Annotated in this window: 20 protein-coding genes; 16 read left to right on the top strand and 4 right to left on the bottom strand. The window is 64.2% G+C overall.

What is annotated here, in order from left to right; all coding sequences use genetic code 11:
• The first annotated feature begins 13 nt into the window (after nucleotides 1-13).
• A complete protein-coding gene (locus NKI41_RS01590; protein WP_352681043.1) occupies nucleotides 14-736 on the top strand; it encodes a helix-turn-helix domain-containing protein in 723 nt (240 codons plus the stop codon).
• A gap of 222 nt (nucleotides 737-958) precedes the next feature.
• Here the strand turns inward: NKI41_RS01590 and NKI41_RS01585 are convergent, their stop codons facing one another.
• The 4 genes from NKI41_RS01585 to NKI41_RS01570 are packed head-to-tail and all read right to left on the bottom strand — an operon-like array spanning nucleotide 959 to nucleotide 4715.
• Nucleotides 959-1999, bottom strand: coding sequence for a heme-dependent oxidative N-demethylase family protein (locus NKI41_RS01585; RefSeq protein ID WP_352681041.1), 1041 nt, complete (start codon nucleotides 1997-1999; stop codon nucleotides 959-961).
• Nucleotides 2000-2008: 9 nt separating this feature from the next.
• Nucleotides 2009-2974 carry a PDR/VanB family oxidoreductase gene (locus NKI41_RS01580; protein ID WP_352681039.1) on the bottom strand — a complete coding sequence of 322 codons (966 nt, stop codon included), beginning with the start codon at nucleotides 2972-2974 and terminating at the stop codon, nucleotides 2009-2011.
• On the bottom strand, nucleotides 2971-3567 hold the full coding sequence (locus tag NKI41_RS01575; RefSeq protein WP_352681037.1) for a dimethylamine monooxygenase subunit DmmA family protein: 597 nt from the start codon (nucleotides 3565-3567) through the stop codon (nucleotides 2971-2973). The genes NKI41_RS01580 and NKI41_RS01575 overlap by 4 nt, the downstream gene beginning before the upstream one ends.
• A 14-nt stretch (nucleotides 3568-3581) precedes the next feature.
• Nucleotides 3582-4715 carry an aminomethyl transferase family protein gene (locus tag NKI41_RS01570; protein ID WP_352681035.1) on the bottom strand — a complete coding sequence of 378 codons (1134 nt, stop codon included), beginning with the start codon at nucleotides 4713-4715 and terminating at the stop codon, nucleotides 3582-3584.
• A gap of 287 nt (nucleotides 4716-5002) precedes the next feature.
• Here NKI41_RS01570 and NKI41_RS01565 point away from each other — a divergent pair, with 287 nt between their 5' ends.
• The 15 genes from NKI41_RS01565 to NKI41_RS01495 all read left to right on the top strand — a co-directional run bounded on the left by NKI41_RS01565 (nucleotide 5003) and on the right by NKI41_RS01495 (nucleotide 20552).
• Nucleotides 5003-5290 carry a hypothetical protein gene (locus NKI41_RS01565; RefSeq protein ID WP_023673993.1) on the top strand — a complete coding sequence of 96 codons (288 nt, stop codon included), beginning with the start codon at nucleotides 5003-5005 and terminating at the stop codon, nucleotides 5288-5290.
• An 11-nt stretch (nucleotides 5291-5301) separates the two neighbouring features.
• The gene (locus tag NKI41_RS01560; protein WP_023673992.1) at nucleotides 5302-5679 is read left to right on the top strand and encodes a hypothetical protein; all 378 of its coding nucleotides are present in this window, start codon (nucleotides 5302-5304) and stop codon (nucleotides 5677-5679) included.
• A 15-nt stretch (nucleotides 5680-5694) separates the two neighbouring features.
• On the top strand, nucleotides 5695-5856 hold the full coding sequence (locus NKI41_RS01555; RefSeq protein ID WP_023673991.1) for a hypothetical protein: 162 nt from the start codon (nucleotides 5695-5697) through the stop codon (nucleotides 5854-5856).
• A gap of 15 nt (nucleotides 5857-5871) precedes the next feature.
• Entirely contained in the window at nucleotides 5872-7272 is a 1401-nt protein-coding gene (locus NKI41_RS01550) for an APC family permease (RefSeq protein ID WP_292653875.1), read from the top strand.
• A 46-nt stretch (nucleotides 7273-7318) separates the two neighbouring features.
• Nucleotides 7319-7999 (top strand): hypothetical protein, encoded by a 681-nt coding sequence (locus tag NKI41_RS01545; RefSeq protein WP_352681033.1) that lies wholly within the window; start codon nucleotides 7319-7321, stop codon nucleotides 7997-7999.
• Nucleotides 7996-8328, top strand: coding sequence for a hypothetical protein (locus NKI41_RS01540; protein ID WP_352681031.1), 333 nt, complete (start codon nucleotides 7996-7998; stop codon nucleotides 8326-8328). Before NKI41_RS01545 ends, NKI41_RS01540 begins: the two co-directional genes overlap by 4 nt.
• Before the next feature lie 84 nt (nucleotides 8329-8412).
• On the top strand, nucleotides 8413-9306 hold the full coding sequence (locus tag NKI41_RS01535; RefSeq protein ID WP_352681029.1) for a class II glutamine amidotransferase: 894 nt from the start codon (nucleotides 8413-8415) through the stop codon (nucleotides 9304-9306).
• Between the two features lie 4 nt (nucleotides 9307-9310).
• Nucleotides 9311-10045: a GltB/FmdC/FwdC-like GXGXG domain-containing protein gene (locus tag NKI41_RS01530; RefSeq protein WP_352453795.1), complete on the top strand. Its 735-nt coding sequence runs from the start codon at nucleotides 9311-9313 to the stop codon at nucleotides 10043-10045.
• Between the two features lie 6 nt (nucleotides 10046-10051).
• On the top strand, nucleotides 10052-11380 hold the full coding sequence (locus tag NKI41_RS01525) for an FMN-binding glutamate synthase family protein (protein WP_023673984.1): 1329 nt from the start codon (nucleotides 10052-10054) through the stop codon (nucleotides 11378-11380).
• Between the two features lie 33 nt (nucleotides 11381-11413).
• Complete coding sequence (gene glnT, locus NKI41_RS01520) at nucleotides 11414-12721, top strand: type III glutamate--ammonia ligase (RefSeq protein WP_023673983.1); 1308 nt, start codon at nucleotides 11414-11416, stop codon at nucleotides 12719-12721.
• A 36-nt stretch (nucleotides 12722-12757) separates the two neighbouring features.
• The gene (locus NKI41_RS01515; protein ID WP_352542209.1) at nucleotides 12758-14011 is read left to right on the top strand and encodes a sarcosine oxidase subunit beta family protein; all 1254 of its coding nucleotides are present in this window, start codon (nucleotides 12758-12760) and stop codon (nucleotides 14009-14011) included.
• 17 nt (nucleotides 14012-14028) lie between these two features.
• Nucleotides 14029-14304, top strand: coding sequence for a sarcosine oxidase subunit delta (locus NKI41_RS01510; RefSeq protein WP_352472303.1), 276 nt, complete (start codon nucleotides 14029-14031; stop codon nucleotides 14302-14304).
• Nucleotides 14304-17288 (top strand): sarcosine oxidase subunit alpha, encoded by a 2985-nt coding sequence (locus NKI41_RS01505; RefSeq protein WP_352681027.1) that lies wholly within the window; start codon nucleotides 14304-14306, stop codon nucleotides 17286-17288. Before NKI41_RS01510 ends, NKI41_RS01505 begins: the two co-directional genes overlap by 1 nt.
• The gene (locus NKI41_RS01500; protein WP_352681025.1) at nucleotides 17281-17910 is read left to right on the top strand and encodes a sarcosine oxidase subunit gamma; all 630 of its coding nucleotides are present in this window, start codon (nucleotides 17281-17283) and stop codon (nucleotides 17908-17910) included. The genes NKI41_RS01505 and NKI41_RS01500 overlap by 8 nt, the downstream gene beginning before the upstream one ends.
• 272 nt (nucleotides 17911-18182) lie before the next feature.
• A complete protein-coding gene (locus NKI41_RS01495) occupies nucleotides 18183-20552 on the top strand; it encodes a trimethylamine N-oxide demethylase (protein ID WP_352681023.1) in 2370 nt (789 codons plus the stop codon).
• The last annotated feature ends 174 nt before the right edge of the window (nucleotides 20553-20726 follow it).

Raw genomic sequence — 20726 nt, 5'->3', positions numbered from 1 at the left:
CCGGGGTGGCAACATGGCGAAAAAAGCATCCAGTCTGAAGCCCGCTGCGGCCGTCGTCGCCGCCAAAGCCAAGCCGTCGGTCGCTGCAATCGATCCGCGCAAGATACGCGCACCGCTCACCCAGAACCCGCACGCCATTCGCGACACCCGCGAAAAGGTCCTGGAGGTCGCCATCGGCCGCGAGGTGCGGGCCTTCCGCAAGAAGCTCGGCATCACCGTCGCCGATCTGGCTGCCGCCACCGACATTTCGCTTGGCATGCTGTCGAAGATCGAGAACGGCATCACCTCGCCATCGCTGACCACGTTGCAGGCGCTGTCGCGGGCACTCGGCGTTCCCGTCACCGCCTTCTTCCGCCGCTTCGAGGAGGAGCGCAGCGCCGTCTTCGTCAAGGCCGGCGAAGGCCTCGACGTCGAACGCCGCGGCACGCGCGCCGGCCACCAGTACAATCTGCTCGGCCATATCGGCTCGAACACCAGCGGTGTCGTCGTCGAACCCTATCTGATCACGCTGACCGAGGATTCCGACGTGTTCCCGACCTTCCAGCACGAGGGCATGGAGTTCCTCTATATGCTCGAAGGCGAGGTGGTTTACCGGCACAGCAGCAATCTCTACCCGATGAAGCCCGGCGACAGCCTATTCTTCGACGCCGACGCGCCGCATGGCCCGGAAGTGCTGAGCGTTCTGCCGATGCGGTATTTGTCGATCATCTGTTATCCGCAGAGCAGCGCGGGGTGAGCCGGAGATGAGGGCGCGCAAGCAATCCTGGATCGCTGCACTCCACGGCCGTAACCTCCACGCGCTGCTACGTTGAACTGCAGGGCAAGCTCGTCCTCGATTGGTCGCAAGGGGGCTAGAGGCCGGCGCTCTACGGCGCCCCCCTCTGCCCTGCCGGGCATCTCCCCCTCTTGGGGGGAGATTGGCAGCTTGACGGGCAGCGCGAACCTCGCAAACAGAACCTCAATCCGGCCCGAACCCCGGCGATATCGCACTGCCGTCATCCAGCTTCGACAGCCATTCGACCAGCGTCGCGCGGTAGCGCGTCAGGCCTTTGTAGTTGGCGAGTTCGTCGGGAAGGTCGCGGATGACGCGGTGCAGGCGCCGTGCCCATTTCGGCTGCGTCACCAGCTCGTCCATCTTGATCAGGTAGCAGCGGATCGGGAAGACGATCGAATTCGAGCGCGGCAGCCGCCAGAAGCTCTGCAGCTCAACGCGCAGATGCACTTTTTCGCCGACATTTTCCGGCGTCACCGTGGCGCGGTCCGGACCCCATTTGTGATAATTTTCCGGGCTGGTATCGAGGCGCGGATTGATGGTCATCGTCCAGTTCAGCCGGCGCGCCGGCTTGCCCTGCTGGATGTTGGTGAGGAATTTCAGCGCCCGGACGAAGATGCCCTTCTCATGCGCCAGCGGCACCGGCGCGTGCCATTCGAAGAAGTTCATGCCGATGTCGAAATCGAGCGACCAGTCGGCCTGGGTGGTGACCATGCCGGCATCCATCCACAGATTGCCGTCGCGCTGGTCGAGGATGCAGAAATCGCCCTGGGCCTGGCGCGTGATGTATTCCATCGGCCCATAGGGCAGCGTCGAGACATCGCCAAATGTGAAGCTGTCGTCGATGCCGAGCGGCCGGTTGATCCAGCGCCAGCGGTCGCCATCGCGCGTCAGCGTGAAATGCTCGGGATAGCCCAGCGCCTGCTGCTCCATCAAAAGCTCGAGCAGATCCCAGCCGGCCAGCGTCATGTGCGGCAGTGACTGGCAGCGCAGCGGATCCTCGGCCAGCACCAAAGCGCGGTCCTGCATCTCGGCGACATAGTGCTCGTCGACGTCGATCAAATTCTCCAGCACGCTGTCCTTCGGCCCGACGACATGCGGCTCGATGTTGACGGCATACATGTAGCTGTCTTCATGGAACGGGAACGGGAACCGCCTGATGTGCTCGGGGCTGTTCCTGAAGGTGAAGTCGTCGCGGAACGTTTCCTTGCGAAAGGTGATGCCCAAGCTCGCCTCCTATCTTTCCAGCACCAGCGACCTGCCCTCGAAGCGCGAGACGCAGGGCATGATCTTGCAGCCCGAACGGTGGTCTTCCTCGCTCAGCCAGTGGTCGTTGTGGATGAATTTGCCGTCATGCGAAATCACGTTGGTCTCGCATTGGCCGCAGACGCCACCGCGGCAGAGATAGGGCGGATCGACGCCGGCCGCCTCGATCGCCTCGAGCAGGCTCTGCTGCTCGTCGACACGGATTGTCTTGCCGCTGAGCGCCAGCGTCACGTCGAAGGGCGCGCCGGGCTGGGGTGCGGCGAAATGCTCGAAATGCACGGTCTCCGGAGGCCAGCCGAGGGCCGCGGCACGCTCGCGCACCCAGCCGATCATGCCGGACGGGCCGCAGACATAGAGATGCGTGCCGAGCGGCTGCGACGACAGCAGCCGGTCGAGATCGACGCGCTCGTCGCGGTCGTCGTGATAGAGCCTGACCCGGCGGTCGTAGCGCTCCCTGAGCAGGTTGGCATAGGTGCCTAGCGAGGCGGTGCGGCAGGTGTAATGCAATTCGAAATTGCCGCCTTCCGCCGCCAGTTGCGCGGTCTGCGCCATGAACGGGGTGATGCCGATGCCGCCGGCCAGCATCAGATGCTTCCTGGCGCGCAGATCGAGCGAGAACAGGTTGACGGGGTAGCTCACCACCATCTCCGTGCCCGGCCTGACATGCCTGTGCATGAACAGCGAGCCGCCGCGGCCGGCGTCGTCGCGGCGCACCGAGATGGTGTATTCGCGGGTGTCGAGCGGCGAGCCCATCAGCGAATAGGGATTGAGCCTGGTGCGTTCGCCATCGCGCATCTCGACGACGACATGGGCGCCGCCGGAGAAGGTCGGCAAAAGCTCGCCGTCGCGCCGTCGGAAATGAAAGCGCGTCACCAGTTCGTTGATCGGGACGACATCGCTGACGACGACATCGAGCTTGGTGGTGCCGGTGCTCATCGAAAGACCTCCTCGATCGGAGGAATTTCGCTGCGGTCCTCGGCGTTGATGCAGACGCCCTGGAAGGCGGCGAGCCGCCGCGAATAGTGGTCGCGCACCAGAAGCAAGAGGCCGCAATGCGAACAGGTTGCCGGCTGCGTCGTCACGTTCTCGGTGATGCCCTTGCAGTGGACGCACTGCATGCGGCGCGCCAGCGAGCCGCGATGCTCGGTCTGGATCGAGGTGTGGTCGATGCCGGCTTCGAGCGCCGCCTGCATGGCCTGGCCGATCAGCCCTTCGGTACCGGCAAGATAGAGCCCGAGTCCCATATGCGCGTTGGCCAGCGTCTGCTTCAGCCGCGGCAGGGCACTGGCGAAGGAATGGCCGAGGTAGAACTGTGCCGGCTTCAGGGCTTCGAGCGCATCGGCGTATTTGCCGTCGCGGCCGGGAATGAAGATGATGTGGGCGCCACCGAAGAAATCCGCCGGTGCCTTGGCGGCCAGATCGGCAATCGCCAGCGCTCCCTCTGCATCCGCTATGAAAAGATGATGCTTGCCAGGCTGCGGAGACAGGGTCCCATAGACCGGGCGGCTGATGATGCTTTTCGCTGCCATACCCGCAGTATGCCTCAGCCTTTCGCCGTGCGCTTGGTCTTCTTCGGATCATCGAAAGGAAGCGGCTCGGCGGTTGCGCTGATGGTGCCGCTCTTGTTGCGGATCTCGAGCCTGGTGCCCTGCACCGCGCAGTCGGCGTCGAGCCGGGCAATGCCCATCGATTTTTTGACCAGCGGCGAATACATGGCGCAGGTCACCACGCCGACCTTTTTGCCGTCGCGATAGACCGGCGCGCCCTCGTCGGCCGGCTCCTTGCCTTCGAGCAGCACGCCGAAGATCTTGAAGCGCTCCTTGCCCTTGAGGCGATAATGCTCCTCGGCGCCGCGAAAGCCCGTCTTGCCGGGGCTGACGGTGAAGTCGAGACCAAGCTCCCACAGTGTGTCGCCGGGGCCTTCGTTCTCAAACGGGTATTTCTGCGAATTGTCGTAGGGATAAAACAGCAGGTAGCTCTCGACGCGCAGCATGTCGAGCGTGGTGAAGCGGCACGGGATGATGCCGGCGCTCTTGCTCTCGTCGAGGATCCTGTCCCAGATCGTGCCGGCGTCCTGGCCGCGGCAAAAGATCTCGTAACCGCGCTCGCCGGTGTAGCCGGTGCGCGAGATCATCACGGGAAGGCCGAACAGCTGCGTCTGCATGTGGTGGAAATAATTGAGGTCGCGAATGCCGGGCACATGCTTTGCCAGATAATCCACGGCTAGCGGCCCCTGCAGCGAAAGGTCGTGCAGATTGTCGTCGAAGCGCAGCGACACGTCACGACCGACCGAAGCGCGCTGCAGCTCTTCATGGCCGGTGCCCGAGCCATGCACGACCATCCAGGAATTCGGGCCGGTGCGGTAGAGGATGCAGTCGTCGGTGAACTTGCCGGCCTCGTTGAGCATGCAGGCATAGGCCGACTTGCCGGGATAGATCTTTTCGACGTCGCGCGTCGTCGCCAGATCGATCAGGTGCGAGGCGTGCGGCCCGGTGATGTGGACCTTCTTCAAGCCGGACACGTCCATCAGGCCGGCCTTGGTGCGGATGGCGATATACTCTTCGTCGGCGTCCTTGTCGTAGGTCCAGGCGGTGCCCATGCCGCTCCAGTCCTCGAGCTTCGAGCCGAGCGCGCGATGGCGGTCCGCAAGCGTCGAAAATCTCCAGGATGCCGTCATCCGCTGTCCTCCGTTAGAAAGAAACTTTTTTGCTTTCCCCTGCTCCCTGCACACAGGCGGGAGCGTTGCCTTGAATATTGACCGCAAACGCCGGGAGCCTGCAATACCCGTAAGCAAATAATTTCATTGTCAGGCAAATCCGGCGCGCCCAAAACAAACGGTTAACGTCGCGTAAAATCGTCTTGACAATTCCAGAATTCGGCCGGATTTTATGAAAAAAATTTCACTCTCTTGAAAGAGGGCAATGACCGGCCAATCCGGACCGGCGTTGAAAAAGGGGAAAGCCGATGTCCGACCTGCAACAGCGCGTGGAAGCGTTGTACCGCTCCGACGTGCGTGGATCCATGCTCCTGATCGTCTGCCTGTGGGCGACGATCCTGTTTGTCCTGTTCATGACATGGCCATACGTCCCCGACGCCGGCATCAAGCTCGTCGTCGCGGTCGCCGCCGCCGCGGTGCTGATCTTCAACACGGCCGCGATCCTGGCGATGGTCAACCACTACAAGGAAGACAAGGACTTCATCTACGGCCTCGACATCAAGAACGCCGACGCCTACCGCAACCGCAAGTCCTGAGGGGGAGACGCATGGCCCGCTATACACCGCCCGAACAGAGCAAGGCCGGACAGGTTTTCGATATCGCCGTCGTCGTGGTCGCGATTTTCGTTGCGCTATGGCTGCCGCTGAAACTAGGTCTGGCAGGGGCGGCAAAATCCATCGACGCGCTCGACGCCAAGACGTGGGAAGCGCTCGGACAAAACCCGACCATGGCCTCGATCTGGGAAAAGCTCGGCTACACGCCGGAAACCGCGCACGACATCATCCAGAACCGGTTCCACTACATCATCGACTGGCCGACGCTGATCATCATGGCGGCGGTGCTGATCGGCTATTTCATCTTTCTGTTCCGCGCATCGGACCGCGAATACCGCGACGTCATCGACGAAAAGTTCGGCGACAAATAGATAGGAAGCATCGTCATGTGGGTGGCACTCTCTTACGCATGCTGGGGCATCTCGATCGTGCTCGCGCTGTGGATGCTCTACGACTGGTTCAAGATCGACACGACCTATTCCGAAGAGATGCTGACCTCGTCCAGGGAAGGCGAACTTGAAGCCGTGTCCGAAAAACACCGGATCTGAGTGGGGGATTGAGCGATGACGATCACGGCTGAACCAGCGGTGCAAGTGCAGGGCGACAGGGTTTCACTGCTCAGGGTGCTTGGCCCCGCCCATGTCTGGGCGCTCGGCGTCGGCATCGTTCTGGTCGGCGAATTCACCGGCTGGAATTTCGCGGCGGACAAGGGCGGCGCGCTGGCGGCGCTGATCGTCTGCTGGATCGTCGGCCTGCTCTACACCTCGGTCGCGATGATCGATTCCGAAGTGACCTCGACGGTTGCCGCCGCCGGCGGCCAATATGCGCAGGCCAAGCACATTGTCGGGCCGCTGATGGCCTTCAACGTCGCGCTGTTCCTGGTCTTTGCCTACACCATGCTCGAAGTGTCGGACGCGATCCTGCTCGGCGACACCATCGTCGCCAAGGCCGGCGTCGAGGGCCTCAACCACAATTCCTTCATCGCCGCGACAATCGTCGTGCTGGCATGGCTGAACTATCGCGGCGTGCTGATGACGCTCAACGTCAACTTCGTCATCACCGCCATCGCCTATGTCTCGATCGTCATCCTGTTCTTCTCGGTCAGCCCGTGGACGCAAGGCGCCGTGCTCAAGCTCAACGAGTTGGTGACCCCGGGCAACGCCCTGCCCTACGGCTGGATCGGCGTCATCGCCGCCTTCCAGTTCGGCATCTGGTATTATCTCGGCATCGAGGGCACCACGCAGGCCGCCGAGGAAGTGCGCTCGCCGGCGCGCTCGCTGCCCTATGGCACGATGGCCGGCATGATCACGCTTCTGATCGCCGCCGCCATGACCTGGTATGTCTGCGCCTCGCTGATGCCCTGGGAATATCTCGGCATCACCTATTATCCGCTGTGGGATGCAGGCAAACTGACCGGCAGTGCGCTGCTGGAGAACCTGTTGTTCATCGCGACGCTGCTTGCCGCGCTCGCCTCCGCCAATGGCTGCATCAACGACGCCGCGCGCGCCTGGTTTTCGCTCGGCCGCGACCGCTATCTGCCGACCTGGTTCTCGGCGGTGCATCCGAAATACCGCACGCCCTATCGCTCGATCCTGTTTCTGCTGCCGATCGCGCTCGCCTTCGCCTTCATCGCCGACCTCAACCAGGCGATCACCTTCTCGATCCTGTCGGGCGTGCTGCAATACACTTTCATGAGCATCAACATCATCATGTTCAGGAAAAAGTGGCCGCTCGGCTCGATCCGCCGCGGCTACACCCATCCGTTCCATCCGCTGCCGGCGATCGTCTTGTTCTGCCTTTGCGTGGTCACCTTCTTTGCGATCTTCCTCGGCTTCGGCTCGCAGCTGATCGCCATGGTCGCCTTCTACTTCCTGATCTCGCTGTGGTTCCACTTCTACCGCTACAAATTCGTGCGCCGTGGTGCCCAGTTCACCATGCCGTGGCCGAAGCCGCAGGGCTACTGACGGCGCGCCCGGTCTGGGCGGGCATTTGCGTGACGAGGTGCGTTAGGTGATCTCAGCATTGCTCGCCGGGGCGGTTGCCCTGGCTCTCGTCCTCCATATAGCCTGGCTTGCGCGGGCCAGCCGCGCCAAGGCTTCGACCGGGCTTGCCGCCGACGAAGCCGGCGTCCGCGTCTTCGTCCCCGACGCGGCCAACGTCTCGGACGGCACTGCCGGCGTCGTCACCTTCGCCGGCTCGTGGAACGGCCGGCGGGTGCAGGTGCGGACCATCGTCGACACGCTGGCGATCAGGAAGCTGCCGGCGCGCTGGCTTAGCGTTTCGATCACCGAAAAGGTCGCGATACCAGGCACTTTCGATATGATGATGCGGCCGGGATCGCCGACGACTTTTTCCAATTTCGATCATCTCGTCCATCCGCTGCCAAAGGCGGCGGGGTTTCCGGCCGAGGGGGTGCTGCGGAGCGACCGCAAGGGCGTGCGCTTCCCCGAAGCCATCATCGCCGGCCACCTCGATGTCTTTGCCGAGGAGCGCGCCAAGGAATTGCTGATCACGCCGAACGGCGTGCGCATCGTCTGGCTGCTGGCCGAGGCCGAGCGGGCGCGCTACGGCGTATTCCGGCAGGCCGAATTCGGCGCTGTCAGGCTCGATCCGGTGCTGATCGAGAGGCTGCTGTCGTCGGCTTCGGCGCTGCGCGATGCCATCAATCAAAGCGAACTGCAAGCGGCATGATCAGCCAGATCACCACCTCCCCCGCACCACCGAGCCCCTATCTGGTTCTGGGCGCTGCGATCGTTTTGCCGGCGAGCGGGCATGTCGTGCTCGGCGTGCCGGTGCGCGGCCTGCAATTCCTGTTCTTCATGGTGATCCTCGCCTGGGTCACCGCCAAGATCGCGCCGCCCGACGCCAGCTTCGTCGGACGCCATGCCGGCGGCTTCCTGATCTATGCCCTGTCGATCCTGGATGCCTACAAGATCGCCCGCATCCGCTATGCCAAATGGGTTCACAATGGCGGCCAGCGCAGCGATAGTGCGGCCGGCGGCGCCTCAGCCGATATATAACGACAGGAAAATTTTTTTCATACCAATTGAATTCCCGGGACTCATTCGATACATCTCGGAGGGAACAAACGCGCGGAGGCTGACATGTGCGGAATCGTCGGACTGTTTTTGAAGGACAAGTCGCTCGAGCCCCAGCTTGGCGCGATGCTGTCGGAGATGCTGATCTCGCTCAGCGATCGCGGTCCCGACAGCGCCGGCATCGCCATCTATGGCGCGCCCTCCAATGAAGCCAAGATCACCATCCAGTCGGCCAAGCCGGAGCGCGATTTCCGCAGCCTCGACGCCGAACTCGCCAAGGCAATCGGCGCGCCGGTGAGCATTGCTGCGAAGTCGACGCATGCCGTGGTCCGGACGATGCCTGCCAAGATCGACGAAACGCGCGAGGCGATCCAGACGCTGCGCCCCGACATCCGCATCATGGGCGCCGGCGACGTCGTCGAAATCTACAAGGAAGTCGGGCTGCCCGAAGCGGTCGTCGACCGTTTCGGCGTCCGCGAGATGACCGGCACGCACGGCATCGGCCATACCCGCATGGCGACCGAATCGGCGGTGACGACGATGGGCGCGCATCCGTTCTCGACCGGCGCCGACCAGTGCCTGGTGCATAATGGCTCGCTGTCCAACCACAACAATGTCCGCCGCGAGCTGATCCGCGAAGGCATGACATTCGAGACCGAGAACGACACCGAGGTCGCTGCCGCCTATCTCTCCTCGCAGATGGCGCATGGCAAGAACCTCGGCGAGGCGCTGGAAGGCACGCTGAGCGATCTCGACGGGTTTTTCACCTTCGTCGTCGGCACCAAGAACGGCTTCGGCGTGGTGCGCGATCCGATCGCCTGCAAGCCCGCCGTAATGGCCGAAACCGACCAGTATGTCGCCTTCGGCTCGGAATATCGTGCGCTCACCAAACTGCCCGGCATAGACAATGCGAAGGTCTGGGAACCCGAGCCCGCAACCGTCTATTTCTGGGAGCATTGAACCAATGCCGGCAATTAATCTCTCCAAGGCGGCTCGCGAGCCGGGCCATGCATCACGGGTCTTCGATCTGGCCGAAATGTCGCTGCGCGAGCTCAACCAGGCGCTGCACGATCTGGCGCCCGGTTCGAACGAGACCGCCTGGGAGGTGCTCCACCCGCGAGGCAGCCATTCGGTCGCCGTCGGCGTCGACCAGCCGGTCGCCATCGATGTGCGCGGCAGCGTCGGCTATTATTGCGGCGGCATGAACGACGGCGGCACCATCACCGTGCATGGCTCGGCCGGGCCCGGCGTCGGCGAGAACATGATGTCCGGCCAGATCGTAGTCAAAGGCGATGCCAGCCAGTATGCCGGCGCCACCGGCCGGGGCGGGTTGCTCGTCATCGAAGGCAACGCGTCGTCGCGCTGCGGCATCTCGATGAAAGGCATCGACATCGTCGTCCATGGTAATATCGGCCACATGTCGGCCTTCATGGCGCAGTCCGGCAACCTCGTGGTGCTGGGCGACGCCGGCGATGCGCTCGGCGATTCCATCTACGAGGCGCGGCTTTTCGTGCGCGGCAAGGTCGAAAGCCTCGGCGCCGACTGCATCGCCAAGGAGATGCGGCCCGAGCATCTCGAATTGCTGCAAGGCTTGCTCGACCGCGCCGGTGTGACCGGCGTCAAGGCGGCGGAGTTCAAGCGTTATGGCTCGGCTCGTACCCTCTACAATTTCAATATCGACAACGCCGATGCGTATTGAGGCTCAATGACCTATCGCAACCCGCCGACGACGCCGCGCAAATCCGCGACCTTCGACGACTACACGCTTTCCGAGATCCGCCGCGCCGCGGCGACCGGCATCTATGACATCCGCGGCGCCGGCGCTAAGCGCAAGCTGCCGCATTTCGACGACCTTCTGTTCCTCGGTGCCTCGATCTCGCGCTACCCGCTCGAAGGCTATCGCGAGCGCTGCGACACCAGCGTCGTGCTCGGCTCGCGCTATGCGAAAAAACCGATCGAACTGAAAATCCCGATCACTATTGCCGGCATGAGCTTCGGCTCGCTGTCCGGCCCGGCGAAGGAAGCGCTTGGCCGCGGCGCGACGCTGTCCGGCACCTCGACGACGACCGGCGACGGCGGCATGACCGAGGAAGAGCGCGGCCATTCGAAGACGCTGGTCTACCAGTATCTGCCGTCACGCTACGGCATGAACCCGCGCGACCTGCGCCGCGCCGACGCGATCGAAGTGGTCGTCGGCCAGGGCGCCAAGCCAGGCGGCGGCGGCATGCTGCTCGGCCAGAAGATCTCCGACCGCGTCGCCGAAATGCGCACGCTGCCGAAAGGCATCGACCAGCGCTCGGCCTCGCGCCACCCCGACTGGACCGGGCCGGACGACCTCGAGATCAAGATCCTCGAACTGCGCGAGATCACCGACTGGGAAAAGCCGATCTACGTCAAGGTCGGCGGCGCGCGGCCCTATTACGACACCGCGCTTGCGGTGAAATCGGGCGCCGATGTCGTCGTCGTCGACGGCATGCAGGGCGGCACTGCGGCGACCCAGGAAGTGTTCATTGAAAATGTCGGCCAGCCTACGCTTGCCTGCATCAGGCCGGCCGTGCAGGCGCTGCAGGACCTCGGCATGCACCGCAAGGTGCAGCTGATCGTCTCCGGCGGTATCCGCAACGGCGCCGACGTCGCCAAGGCGCTGGCGCTCGGCGTCGATGCGGTGTCGATCGGCACGGCAGCGCTTGTCGCGCTCGGCGACAACGACCCGCGCTGGGAGGCGGAATACAACGAGCTCGGCACCACCGCCGGCGCCTATGACGACTGGCATGAGGGTCGCGACCCGGCCGGCATCACCACGCAGGATCCCGAGCTAATGAAACGGGTCGATCCGATCGCGGCCGGCCGACGGCTGGCGAATTATCTTAAGGTGATGACACTTGAGGCTCAGACAATCGCCCGCGCCTGCGGCAAGAACAGCCTGCACAATCTCGAGCCCGAGGATCTTGTGGCCTTGACGATCGAAGCCGCCGCCATGGCCGGCGTGCCGCTGGCCGGCACCAACTGGATACCGGGCAAGAACGGCTTCTAAGACAAACCAAATGCCAGTAAGCGAGGAACTATAATGGGGAACGATCTCGCCGCCTTCGCCAAGGAAAAGGGCGTCAAATATTTCATGATATCCTACACCGACCTGTTCGGTGGGCAACGCGCCAAGCTGGTGCCGGCGCAGGCGATCGCCGACATGCAGCGGGACGGTGCCGGCTTTGCCGGCTTTGCCACCTGGCTCGATCTGACGCCGGCGCATCCCGACATGCTGGCGGTGCCGGATCCGGCCTCGGTGATCCAGTTGCCTTGGAAGCCGGAGGTCGCCTGGGTCGCCGCCAACTGCATCATGGACGACAAATCGGTCGAGCAGGCGCCGCGCAACACGCTGAAGCGACTGATCGCGGAGGCTGCTGGCGACGGCATGCACATCAAGACCGGCGTCGAGGCCGAATTCTTCCTGATCTCGCCGGATGGCAAGACGATTTCCGACGAATACGACACGGCGTCGAAGCCCTGCTACGACCAGCAGGCGGTGATGCGCCGCTACGACGTGATCGCCGAGATCTGCGACCACATGCTGGCGCTCGGCTGGGGCGCCTACCAGAACGACCACGAGGACGCCAACGGCCAGTTCGAGATGAACTGGGCCTTCGACGATGCGCTGGCGACCGCCGACAAGCATTCCTTCTTCAAATTCATGGTGAAATCGGTCGCCGAAAAGCACGGCCTGCGCGCAACCTTCATGCCTAAACCCTTCCAGGGCCTGACCGGCAATGGCTGCCATGCGCATATCTCGGTGTGGGACAAAGACGGCAAGACCAATGTCTTTGCCGATAATGCGATGGAGCTCGGCCTGTCGGCCAAGGGCAGGAATTTCCTCGGCGGCATCATGAAACATGCGTCCGCGCTTGCCGCCATCACCAACCCGACGGTCAATTCCTACAAGCGCATCAACGCACCGCGCACCATCTCCGGCGCCACCTGGGCGCCGAACACGGTGACCTGGACCGGCAACAACCGCACCCACATGGTGCGCGTGCCCGGCCCCGGCCGCTTCGAGCTACGCCTGCCGGACGGCGCGGCAAACCCCTATCTGCTGCAGGCCGTCATCATCGCCGCCGGCCTTGACGGCGTCCGCTCGAAGGCCGACCCCGGCCGGCGCTACGATATCGACATGTACCAGTTCGGCCATACGGTCGAGGGCGCGCCGAAGCTGCCGCTCAACCTGCTCGACGCGTTGCGCGAGTTTGACAACGACAAATCGCTCAAGGCGGCGCTGGGTGAGGAATTCTCGTCGGCCTATCTAAAGCTCAAGCAGCAGGAATGGAATTCCTATGCTTCCCACTTCACCCAGTGGGAGCGCGACCACACGCTCGACATCTGATCCGGAATTGTTGCACGCCCGGCGCGAAACAGGTTCATGAAATACTCGATCTTCTCCCTCGCCCGGGCGGCATTTTCCGGCCATAAGAACTGGCAGCGCACCTGGCGCGACGCCAGCCCGAAGAGCCACTACGACGTGGTGATCATCGGCGGCGGCGGCCATGGCCTGGCGACGGCATGGTTCCTCGCCAGCGAATACGGCATCAGGAATGTCGCGGTGCTGGAAAAGGGCTGGATCGGCTCCGGCAATGCCGGCCGCAACACAACCATCATCCGCTCCAATTACGGGCTGCCCGGCAATACCGGCTTCTACGAGCTGTCGATGAAGCTGTGGGAGCGGATGGAGCAGGACCTCAACTACAACACCATGGTCAGCCAGCGCGGTGTCATCAACCTCTACCATTCCGACGCGCAGCGCGATGCCTATGCGCGGCGCGGCAACACCATGCGCATCAACGGCATCGATGCCGAACTGCTCGATCTGACGGCGGTCAGGAAGATGATGCCGTTCCTGAACTTCGACAACGCACGTTTCCCGGTGCAGGGCGGGCTTTTGCAGCGGCGCGGCGGCACGGCGCGGCACGACGCCGTGGTCTGGGGCTATGCGCATGCGGCGAGCGCGCTCGGCGTCGACATCATCCAGAACTGCGAAGTGACCGGCTTTGTCCGCGATGGCAGCGGCAAGGTGACCGGCGTCGAGACGAGCCGCGGCAGGATCGGCGCGGCCAAGGTCGGCATGGCGGTCGCCGGCTCCTCGTCGCGCGTCGCGGCGATGGCCGGCATGCGGCTGCCGATCGAAAGCCATGTGCTGCAGGCCTTCGTCTCCGAGGCGATCAAGCCGCTGATCCCCAACGTCATGACGTTCGGCGCCGGGCATTTCTACGTCAGCCAGTCCGACAAGGGCGGCCTGGTCTTCGGCGGCGACATAGACGGTTACAATTCCTATGCCCAGCGCGGCAATCTGCCTGTCATGGAAGACGTGTGCGAGGGCGGAATGGCGCTGATGCCGATGATCGGCCGGATACGGCTGCTGCGTCAGTGGGGCGGCATCATGGACATGTCGATGGACGGCTCGCCGATCATCGACAAAACACCGGTCAACGGGCTCTATCTCAACGCCGGCTGGTGCTATGGCGGCTTCAAGGCGACGCCCGGCTCCGGCCTGGTCTTTGCCCATCTGCTGGCGCGCGACGAGCCGCACAAGGAGGCTGCCCGCTTTCGTCTCGACCGCTTCCGGCGAGGTGCGATGATCGACGAAAAGGGCCAAGGCGCCCAACCGAACCTGCATTAAAGGCTGGCTGAAGAAGCATGCGCATTGTCTGTCCCTTCTGCGGCGAACGCGAACTCGGCGAGTTCACCTATCTGGGCGACGCCAAGCCGGTGCGTCCGGCGGCCGGCGCCACCGAAGACGAGGTCTTCGACTACGTCTATCTGCGCGACAACATCGCCGGGCCGATGAGCGAATACTGGTACCATGGCGGCGGCTGCCGGGCCTGGCTGAAGGTCGCCCGCAACACGCTGACGCATGAGATTTCGGCGGTCGAACCGGCTGCAGGCGTTGGTGCCGCCGAGGTTGGGGCCTGATGGTTGGCCCCGCGCAGACACACCGGCTGGAGAGCGGCGGTCTCATCGATCGCGCCGCGCCGCTGGCCTTCCGCTTCGACGGCAAGAGCTTTGCCGGCTTCCAAGGCGACACGCTGGCCTCGGCGCTGATCGCCAATGGCGTTAAGCTGGTCGGCCGCTCGTTCAAATACCATCGGCCGCGCGGCATCCTGACCGCTGGTTCGGAGGAGCCCAACGCGCTGGTCGAACTGCGCAGCGGAGCGCGGCGCGAGCCGAACACCAAGGCGACCACGGCCGAACTCTATGACGGGCTCGAAGCCGCCAGCCAGAACCGCTGGCCGTCGCTGCGCCACGATCTGATGGCGGTCAATCAGCTGTTCGCGCCGATCTTCGTCGCCGGCTTCTACTACAAGACCTTCATGTGGCCGGCGAAATTCTGGGAAACGATCTACGAGCCAACGATTCGCCGCGCCGCCGGCCTCGGCCGCGCTGCAGGCGTCGCCGATCCCGACCATTACGACAAGGCGTGGGCGCATTGCGACGTGCTGATTGCCGGGTCCGGCCCGGCCGGGCTGGCTGCGGCACTGGCGGCCGGGCGCGGCGGCGCCCGCGTCATCCTGTGCGAGGAAGATTTTGCGCTTGGCGGCCGTCTGCTCGCCGACGGCGGCATGATCGACGGCGCGCCGGCGGCCGAATGGATTACGCGCACGCTGGCCGAACTCGCCGCACTGCACGATGTCCGCATCATGACCCGCACGACATTGTTCGGCGTCTATGATGGCGGCACCTATGGCGCCATCGAGCGGGTCAACGACCACCTGCCCTCGCCGCCCGAGCACCAGGTGCGCCAGCGGTTGTGGCGGATCGTGGCCAAGCGCTGCGTCGTCGCCGCCGGCGCCATCGAGCGACCGATCGTCTTTGCCGGTAACGACACGCCGGGCGTGATGATGGCTTCGGCTATGCGGACCTATGTCGCGCGCTACGCGGTTACCCCTGCCAGGAGGATCGCGCTGTTCACCAACAATGAGGATGGCTGGCGCACGGTCGAGACCGCGCTTGGCGCCGGTTTGCAGATCGCGGCGGTCGTCGATGCGCGCCCGGACGTCTCCGCCGCGCATCGAGCGCTTGCCGCCAAGGGCGGCTTTGCCGTGCTCAACGGCTCGGTCAGCGGGGTCGAAGGCGGCAAGGACGGGGTCCGGAAAATCGTGGTGGCGCTGACCGGCGGCGCACGGGCGGAAGTCGAAGCCGACGGGCTTGCCGTGTCCGGCGGCTGGAATCCGGCGGTCGGGCTGACCTCCTATCATCGCGGCCGGCCGAAATGGCAGGACGATATCGCAGCCTTCGTGCCGGATGGTGCGCCGCCCGGCATGATGGCCGTCGGCGCCGCCAACGGCGCCTTCGGGCTGGGCGACTGCCTGCGCCAGGGCTTTGCCGCGGGTGCTGCGGCAGCGCAGAGTGCTGGACGCGGCGGCAATGCCGGCACATCGCCGGTCGCCGACAGCGAGGCGTTTTCGCTGACGCCGCTTTGGTATGTGGCCGGCAAAGGGAAAGCCTTCGTCGATTACCAGCATGACGTGACCGCGTCCGACATCGAGTTGGCGCAGCGCGAAGGTTTCGAATCGGTCGAGCATCTCAAGCGCTATACGACGCTCGGCATGGCCACCGACCAGGGCAAGACCTCGAACGTCGCCGGTCTCGCCATCATGGCGGCAATCAGCGGCAAATCGATCCCCGAAACCGGCACGACGATCTACCGCCCACCCTATGTGCCGGTCGCCATCGGCGCCTTCGCCGGCCATCATCGCGACGAAGACTTCCATGCGACGAGGCTGACGCCGTCGCATCACTGGGCAGCCGAACAGGGCGCGGTGTTCGTCGACACCGGCCTGTGGAAGCGCGCGCAATGGTATCCGCGCGCCGGCGAAAAGGACTGGCTGGAATCGGTCACCCGCGAGGTCAAGGCGGTGCGCTCCGGCGTCGGCTTCTGCGATGTCTCGACGCTCGGCAAGATCGACGTGCACGGCCCGGATGCCGGCGCCTTTCTCGACCGCGTCTACATCAACACCTTCTCCAGTCTCGCCGTCGGCAAAGCCCGCTACGGGCTGATGCTGCGCGAGGACGGCATCGTCTATGACGACGGCACGACGTCGCGGCTGGCCGAGGACCACTATTTCCTGACCACCACCACCGCCAAGGCCGGGCTGGTGATGCAGCATCTCGAATTCTGCCGGCAGGTGCTGTTCCCCGAATTCGACGTGCAGCTGACATCCGTCTCCGATCAATGGGCGCAGTTCTCGATCGCCGGGCCGAAGACCCGGGACCTGCTTCGGGAAATCGTCGATCCGGCGGAGGATTTGTCGAACGAGGGCTTTCCCTTCATGGGGGCGCGGGAAGTCGCGCTTCGCGGTGGCATCAAGGCGAGGCTGTTCCGCATCTCGTTTTCGGGCGAAATGGCGTTCGAAATTTCGGTTCCCGCCCGCTATGGCGAGGCGCTGGTGCGCAATTTGATGCTGGCCGGCAAGCCGTTCGGCGTTACGCCCTACGGTACCGAGGCGCTCGGCGTCATGCGCATCGAAAAGGGCCATGTCGCCGGCCCGGAGCTGAACGGCACGACGACCGCCGCCGACCTCGGGTTGGGCAAGATGATGTCCAGCAAGAAAGATTTCATCGGCCGCGTCATGGCCGGGCGCGAGGCGCTGATTGCGCCGGACCGCCAGGTCGTGGTCGGCATCAAGCCGGTCGACAAGACGCGCCGCCTGCGCTCCGGCGCGCATATCATTCCGAAAGGCGAGACGCCCGGTCCCGGCAACGACCAGGGCTATGTCACTTCGGTCTGCTTCTCGCCCACGCTCGACCAGTGGATCGGGCTGGCGCTTGTTGAGCGTGGCCGCGAGCGCATCGGCGAGATCGTCCATGCGCATGACCCGCTGCGCGGCGAAGACTATGACGTCGAGCTGTGCAGCCCGGTCTTCTACGATCCGGATGGAGGGCGCCAGCGTGGCTGAGTTTTCCTGGATTGCCCGCAGTCCGCTGGAGAAAGCGCTTGTTGTCGGCGCCTATGGCGCGCGCGGCACGGCGGCCGGCGTATCGCTCACCGAGATCCGCAATTTCGACCTGATCCAGGTGATGGCGCGGCGCGGCAAAGCGGCAGAACTGGCGAAGGCCGCCGAAACCCGCTTCGGCGTTGCCGCCCCGGAAACGCCCAAGGCGACCCGAACTCCCGACGCTACGCTGATCTGGTCGGGACCGGATCAGTTCCTGGTCCTGTCCAATGGCGGCAAGCACGCGAGCGAACCGCTGAGCCAGACGTTTGCGCAATCCGCCTCGTTGTCCGACCAGTCGCATGCTCGCGCGCTGATCAGCGTTTCCGGAGAAAAGGCGCGCGCGATGCTGGCCAAACTGTCGTCACTAGACCTGCACCCCGCGGCGTTCCCGGCCGGCACCGCTGCGGCGACCTCGGTCGATCACACCAGCATCAATCTCTGGCGCGGCAATGACCGGCCGGACGGACAGGCGGTGTTCAATCTTCTGGTGTTCGCCACCTTCGCGGAAAGCCTGTCGCATACGATGCTGGACGCTGCCGCCGAGTATGGCGTCGAGATCGGGCATTCCGAGGAATTGGGGTAGGATTGTGCGCCACCTTCCCTTCTCCCCTCGTGGGAGAAGGTGGCCGAGCGAAGCTCGGTCGGATGAGGGGTGCTCCAGCTTGGCTATGACGGCACTCCGTCCAACACCCCTCAACCGTCTCGGCACTGCGCGCCGATCCACCTTCTCCCACAAGGGGAGAAGGAAGAGGCGCGCGCCTCGCCTTCACTTGCCAACTCCGGCTCTTCTATCCTATTCTTCCCGCTAAAATAATTTCACACACAGGCAAACTTGTTTCTCGAACCAAGGTTGAGATGAGCCAGTCGCCCTACCCCGCCGTCGTCGCCGGACCGCCCCGGCCGAGCCTGATCCTGCGGCCAGGCCAGATTACGCTGCCGGCCGGGATGGAGCGCTACACGGTTCAGGGCAATGGCGCGGTGCTGATCGAGGTCGAGGCCGGCGACATTGTCACCGTGCGCGATGTCGAGGGCGGGCAGGCCTGCGAGCTGCTGGCATGGGACAGCAGCGACGCGACCGATCCCGGCATTCTCGGCGAGAAATCGAACTGCAATGCCGCCGGCATCAAGGCGCTGCTGGCCGAAGGCGATGACAGCCTCGCATCCTTGCGCCGGGGGCTCGAGCGGCGCCAGGTGCAGCTCGACCAGGCGAAGGCGGTTCGCGTTTTCGGCGGCGCCACCCCTGCCGGTACCGAACAGGCTTTTGCCGTCGCCCGCGATGGGTCGATGCTGATTGCCGCGCCCGGCGGGCCGATGCTGGTCGACGGCCACGATACGGCGACGCCGCTTAGCGTCATCGTCCGCCGCGCCACCATCCGCCCGGCAGCGAAATCCAGGCTTGCCGACCCGCTGGCCGATCCCGTGCTCGACCTGCGCGTTCATTCGGCGACGGCGGAGGCCTACTTCGTCAAGGCGGGCGACTATCTGCAGATCATCGATGTCGACGGGCGCCAATGCACCGACTTCCAGTGCTTTTCGGCGCGCAAGCTGGACAAGGGCCGCGATCATCCGCTCGACGTGACGACGACGCGCACGCTGATGGGTTCGAGCTATCCGATGCCCGGTCTGCACTCAAAATACTACGACCAGGACATGGAGCCGCTGGTCGAGGTTGTGCAGGACACTTGCGGCCGCCACGATGCATTCGCACTCGCCTGCGCGGCCAAATATTACGACGACATCGGTTATCCCGGCCATCCCAACTGCTCGGAGAATTTCAACCGCGCGCTGGCCGACAAGGGTGTCACGCCTCGCGCCGGCTGGATGGCGATCAACTTCTTCTTCAACACGGCCATCGACGCGCATGGCGTCGTGGTATCGGACGAGCCGTGGTCGCGGCCGGGCGACTATGTGCTACTCAAGGCGCTCACGGACATCGTCTGCGTCTCGTCCGCCTGCCCCGACGATACGACGCCGGCCAATGGCTGGAACCTGACCGACATCCATGTGCGAACCTATCCCGGCCAGCACAAATTCTCGCGAGCGATCGCCAGACGCATGACGCCCGATTCGGAACCGAAAATGACCCGCGAGACCGCCTTTCATTCGAGCTTTGCCAAGCACACCCGCAACTTCGTCGAGTACAAGGGCTATTGGCTCGCCAATTCCTTCGCCAAGCAAGGCCCGATCGATGAATACTGGGCCTGCCGGCAGGACGCCGTGATCATGGACCTGTCGCCGCTGCGCAAGTTCGAGGTCACCGGGCCGGACTCCGAGGCGCTGCTGCAATACACGCTGACCCGCGACATCAAGAAGCTCGGCGTCGGCCAGGTCGTCTATTCCGCCATGTGCTACGAGCATGGCGGCATGATCGACGACGGCACGCTGCTCAGGCTCGGCAAGGATAATTTCCGCTGGGTCGGCGGCGACGATCTATCCGGCCAATGGCTGCGGGAAACGGCGCAAAAACTCGGCCTCACCGTGCTGGTGCGCTCCTCGACCGACCAGATGCACAATGTTGCCGTGCAGGGACCGAAAAGCCGCGACGTCCTGCGGCAGATCATCTGGACTTCGCCGCTGCAGCCGTCGATCGACGAACTCGAATGGTTCCGTTTCGCCGTCGCCCGCATCGGCGGCGGCAACGGCATTCCGGTCGTTGTCTCGCGCACCGGCTACACCGGCGAGCTCGGCTATGAGATCTGGTGCCATCCGCGCGACGCCGAAAAGGTGTTCGACGCGATCTGGCAGGCCGGCCAGCCGCACGGCCTGAAGCCGATGGGGCTGCAGGCGCTCGATATGGTGCGCATCGAGGCCGGGCTGATCTTTGCTGCTCACGAGTTTTCCGACCAGACCGACCCGTTCGAGGCCGGCATCGGCTTCACCGTACCCCTGAAGACCAAGAGCGACGATTTCATCGGCCGCGAGGCGCTGATCCGGCGCAAGGAAAACCCGCAGAAGAAGCTGGTCGGCCTCGACATCGACGCCAACGTCGCCGTCGGCCACGGCGATTGCGTGCATATCGGCCGCGCCCAGATCGGCGTCGTCACCTCGGGCATGCGCTCGCCGGTGCTGAATAAGACCATCGCGCTGGCCAGGCTCGACGTCGCGCATTCGGCGATCGGCACCGAGGTCGAAATCGGCAAGCTCGACGGCCACAGCAAGCGGCTACCGGCGCGCGTCGTCGCCTTCGCCCATTACGACCCGCAAAAGACCAGGCCGCGCTCCTGATCGACGCTGCCTGGTTCTTCCCTTGTCCCACAAGCGCAATGTGCACAGCGTCACAAAGCGCTTGACGTGAAAGCGCGTTGGGTCAATCTTCACTGCTAAGAAAAAAATACTACTGAGCGGAAAACGCCTGGGGCCGTTCAACGTGAGCGTCGATGACGCCTCGCGAGATTGCGG

Source organism: Mesorhizobium sp. M0601 (assembly GCF_040320845.1).
GTDB lineage: Bacteria > Pseudomonadota > Alphaproteobacteria > Rhizobiales > Rhizobiaceae > Mesorhizobium.
Note: the sequence above shows the minus strand (reverse complement) of the source record. Positions and strands in the feature narration are given on the sequence as shown.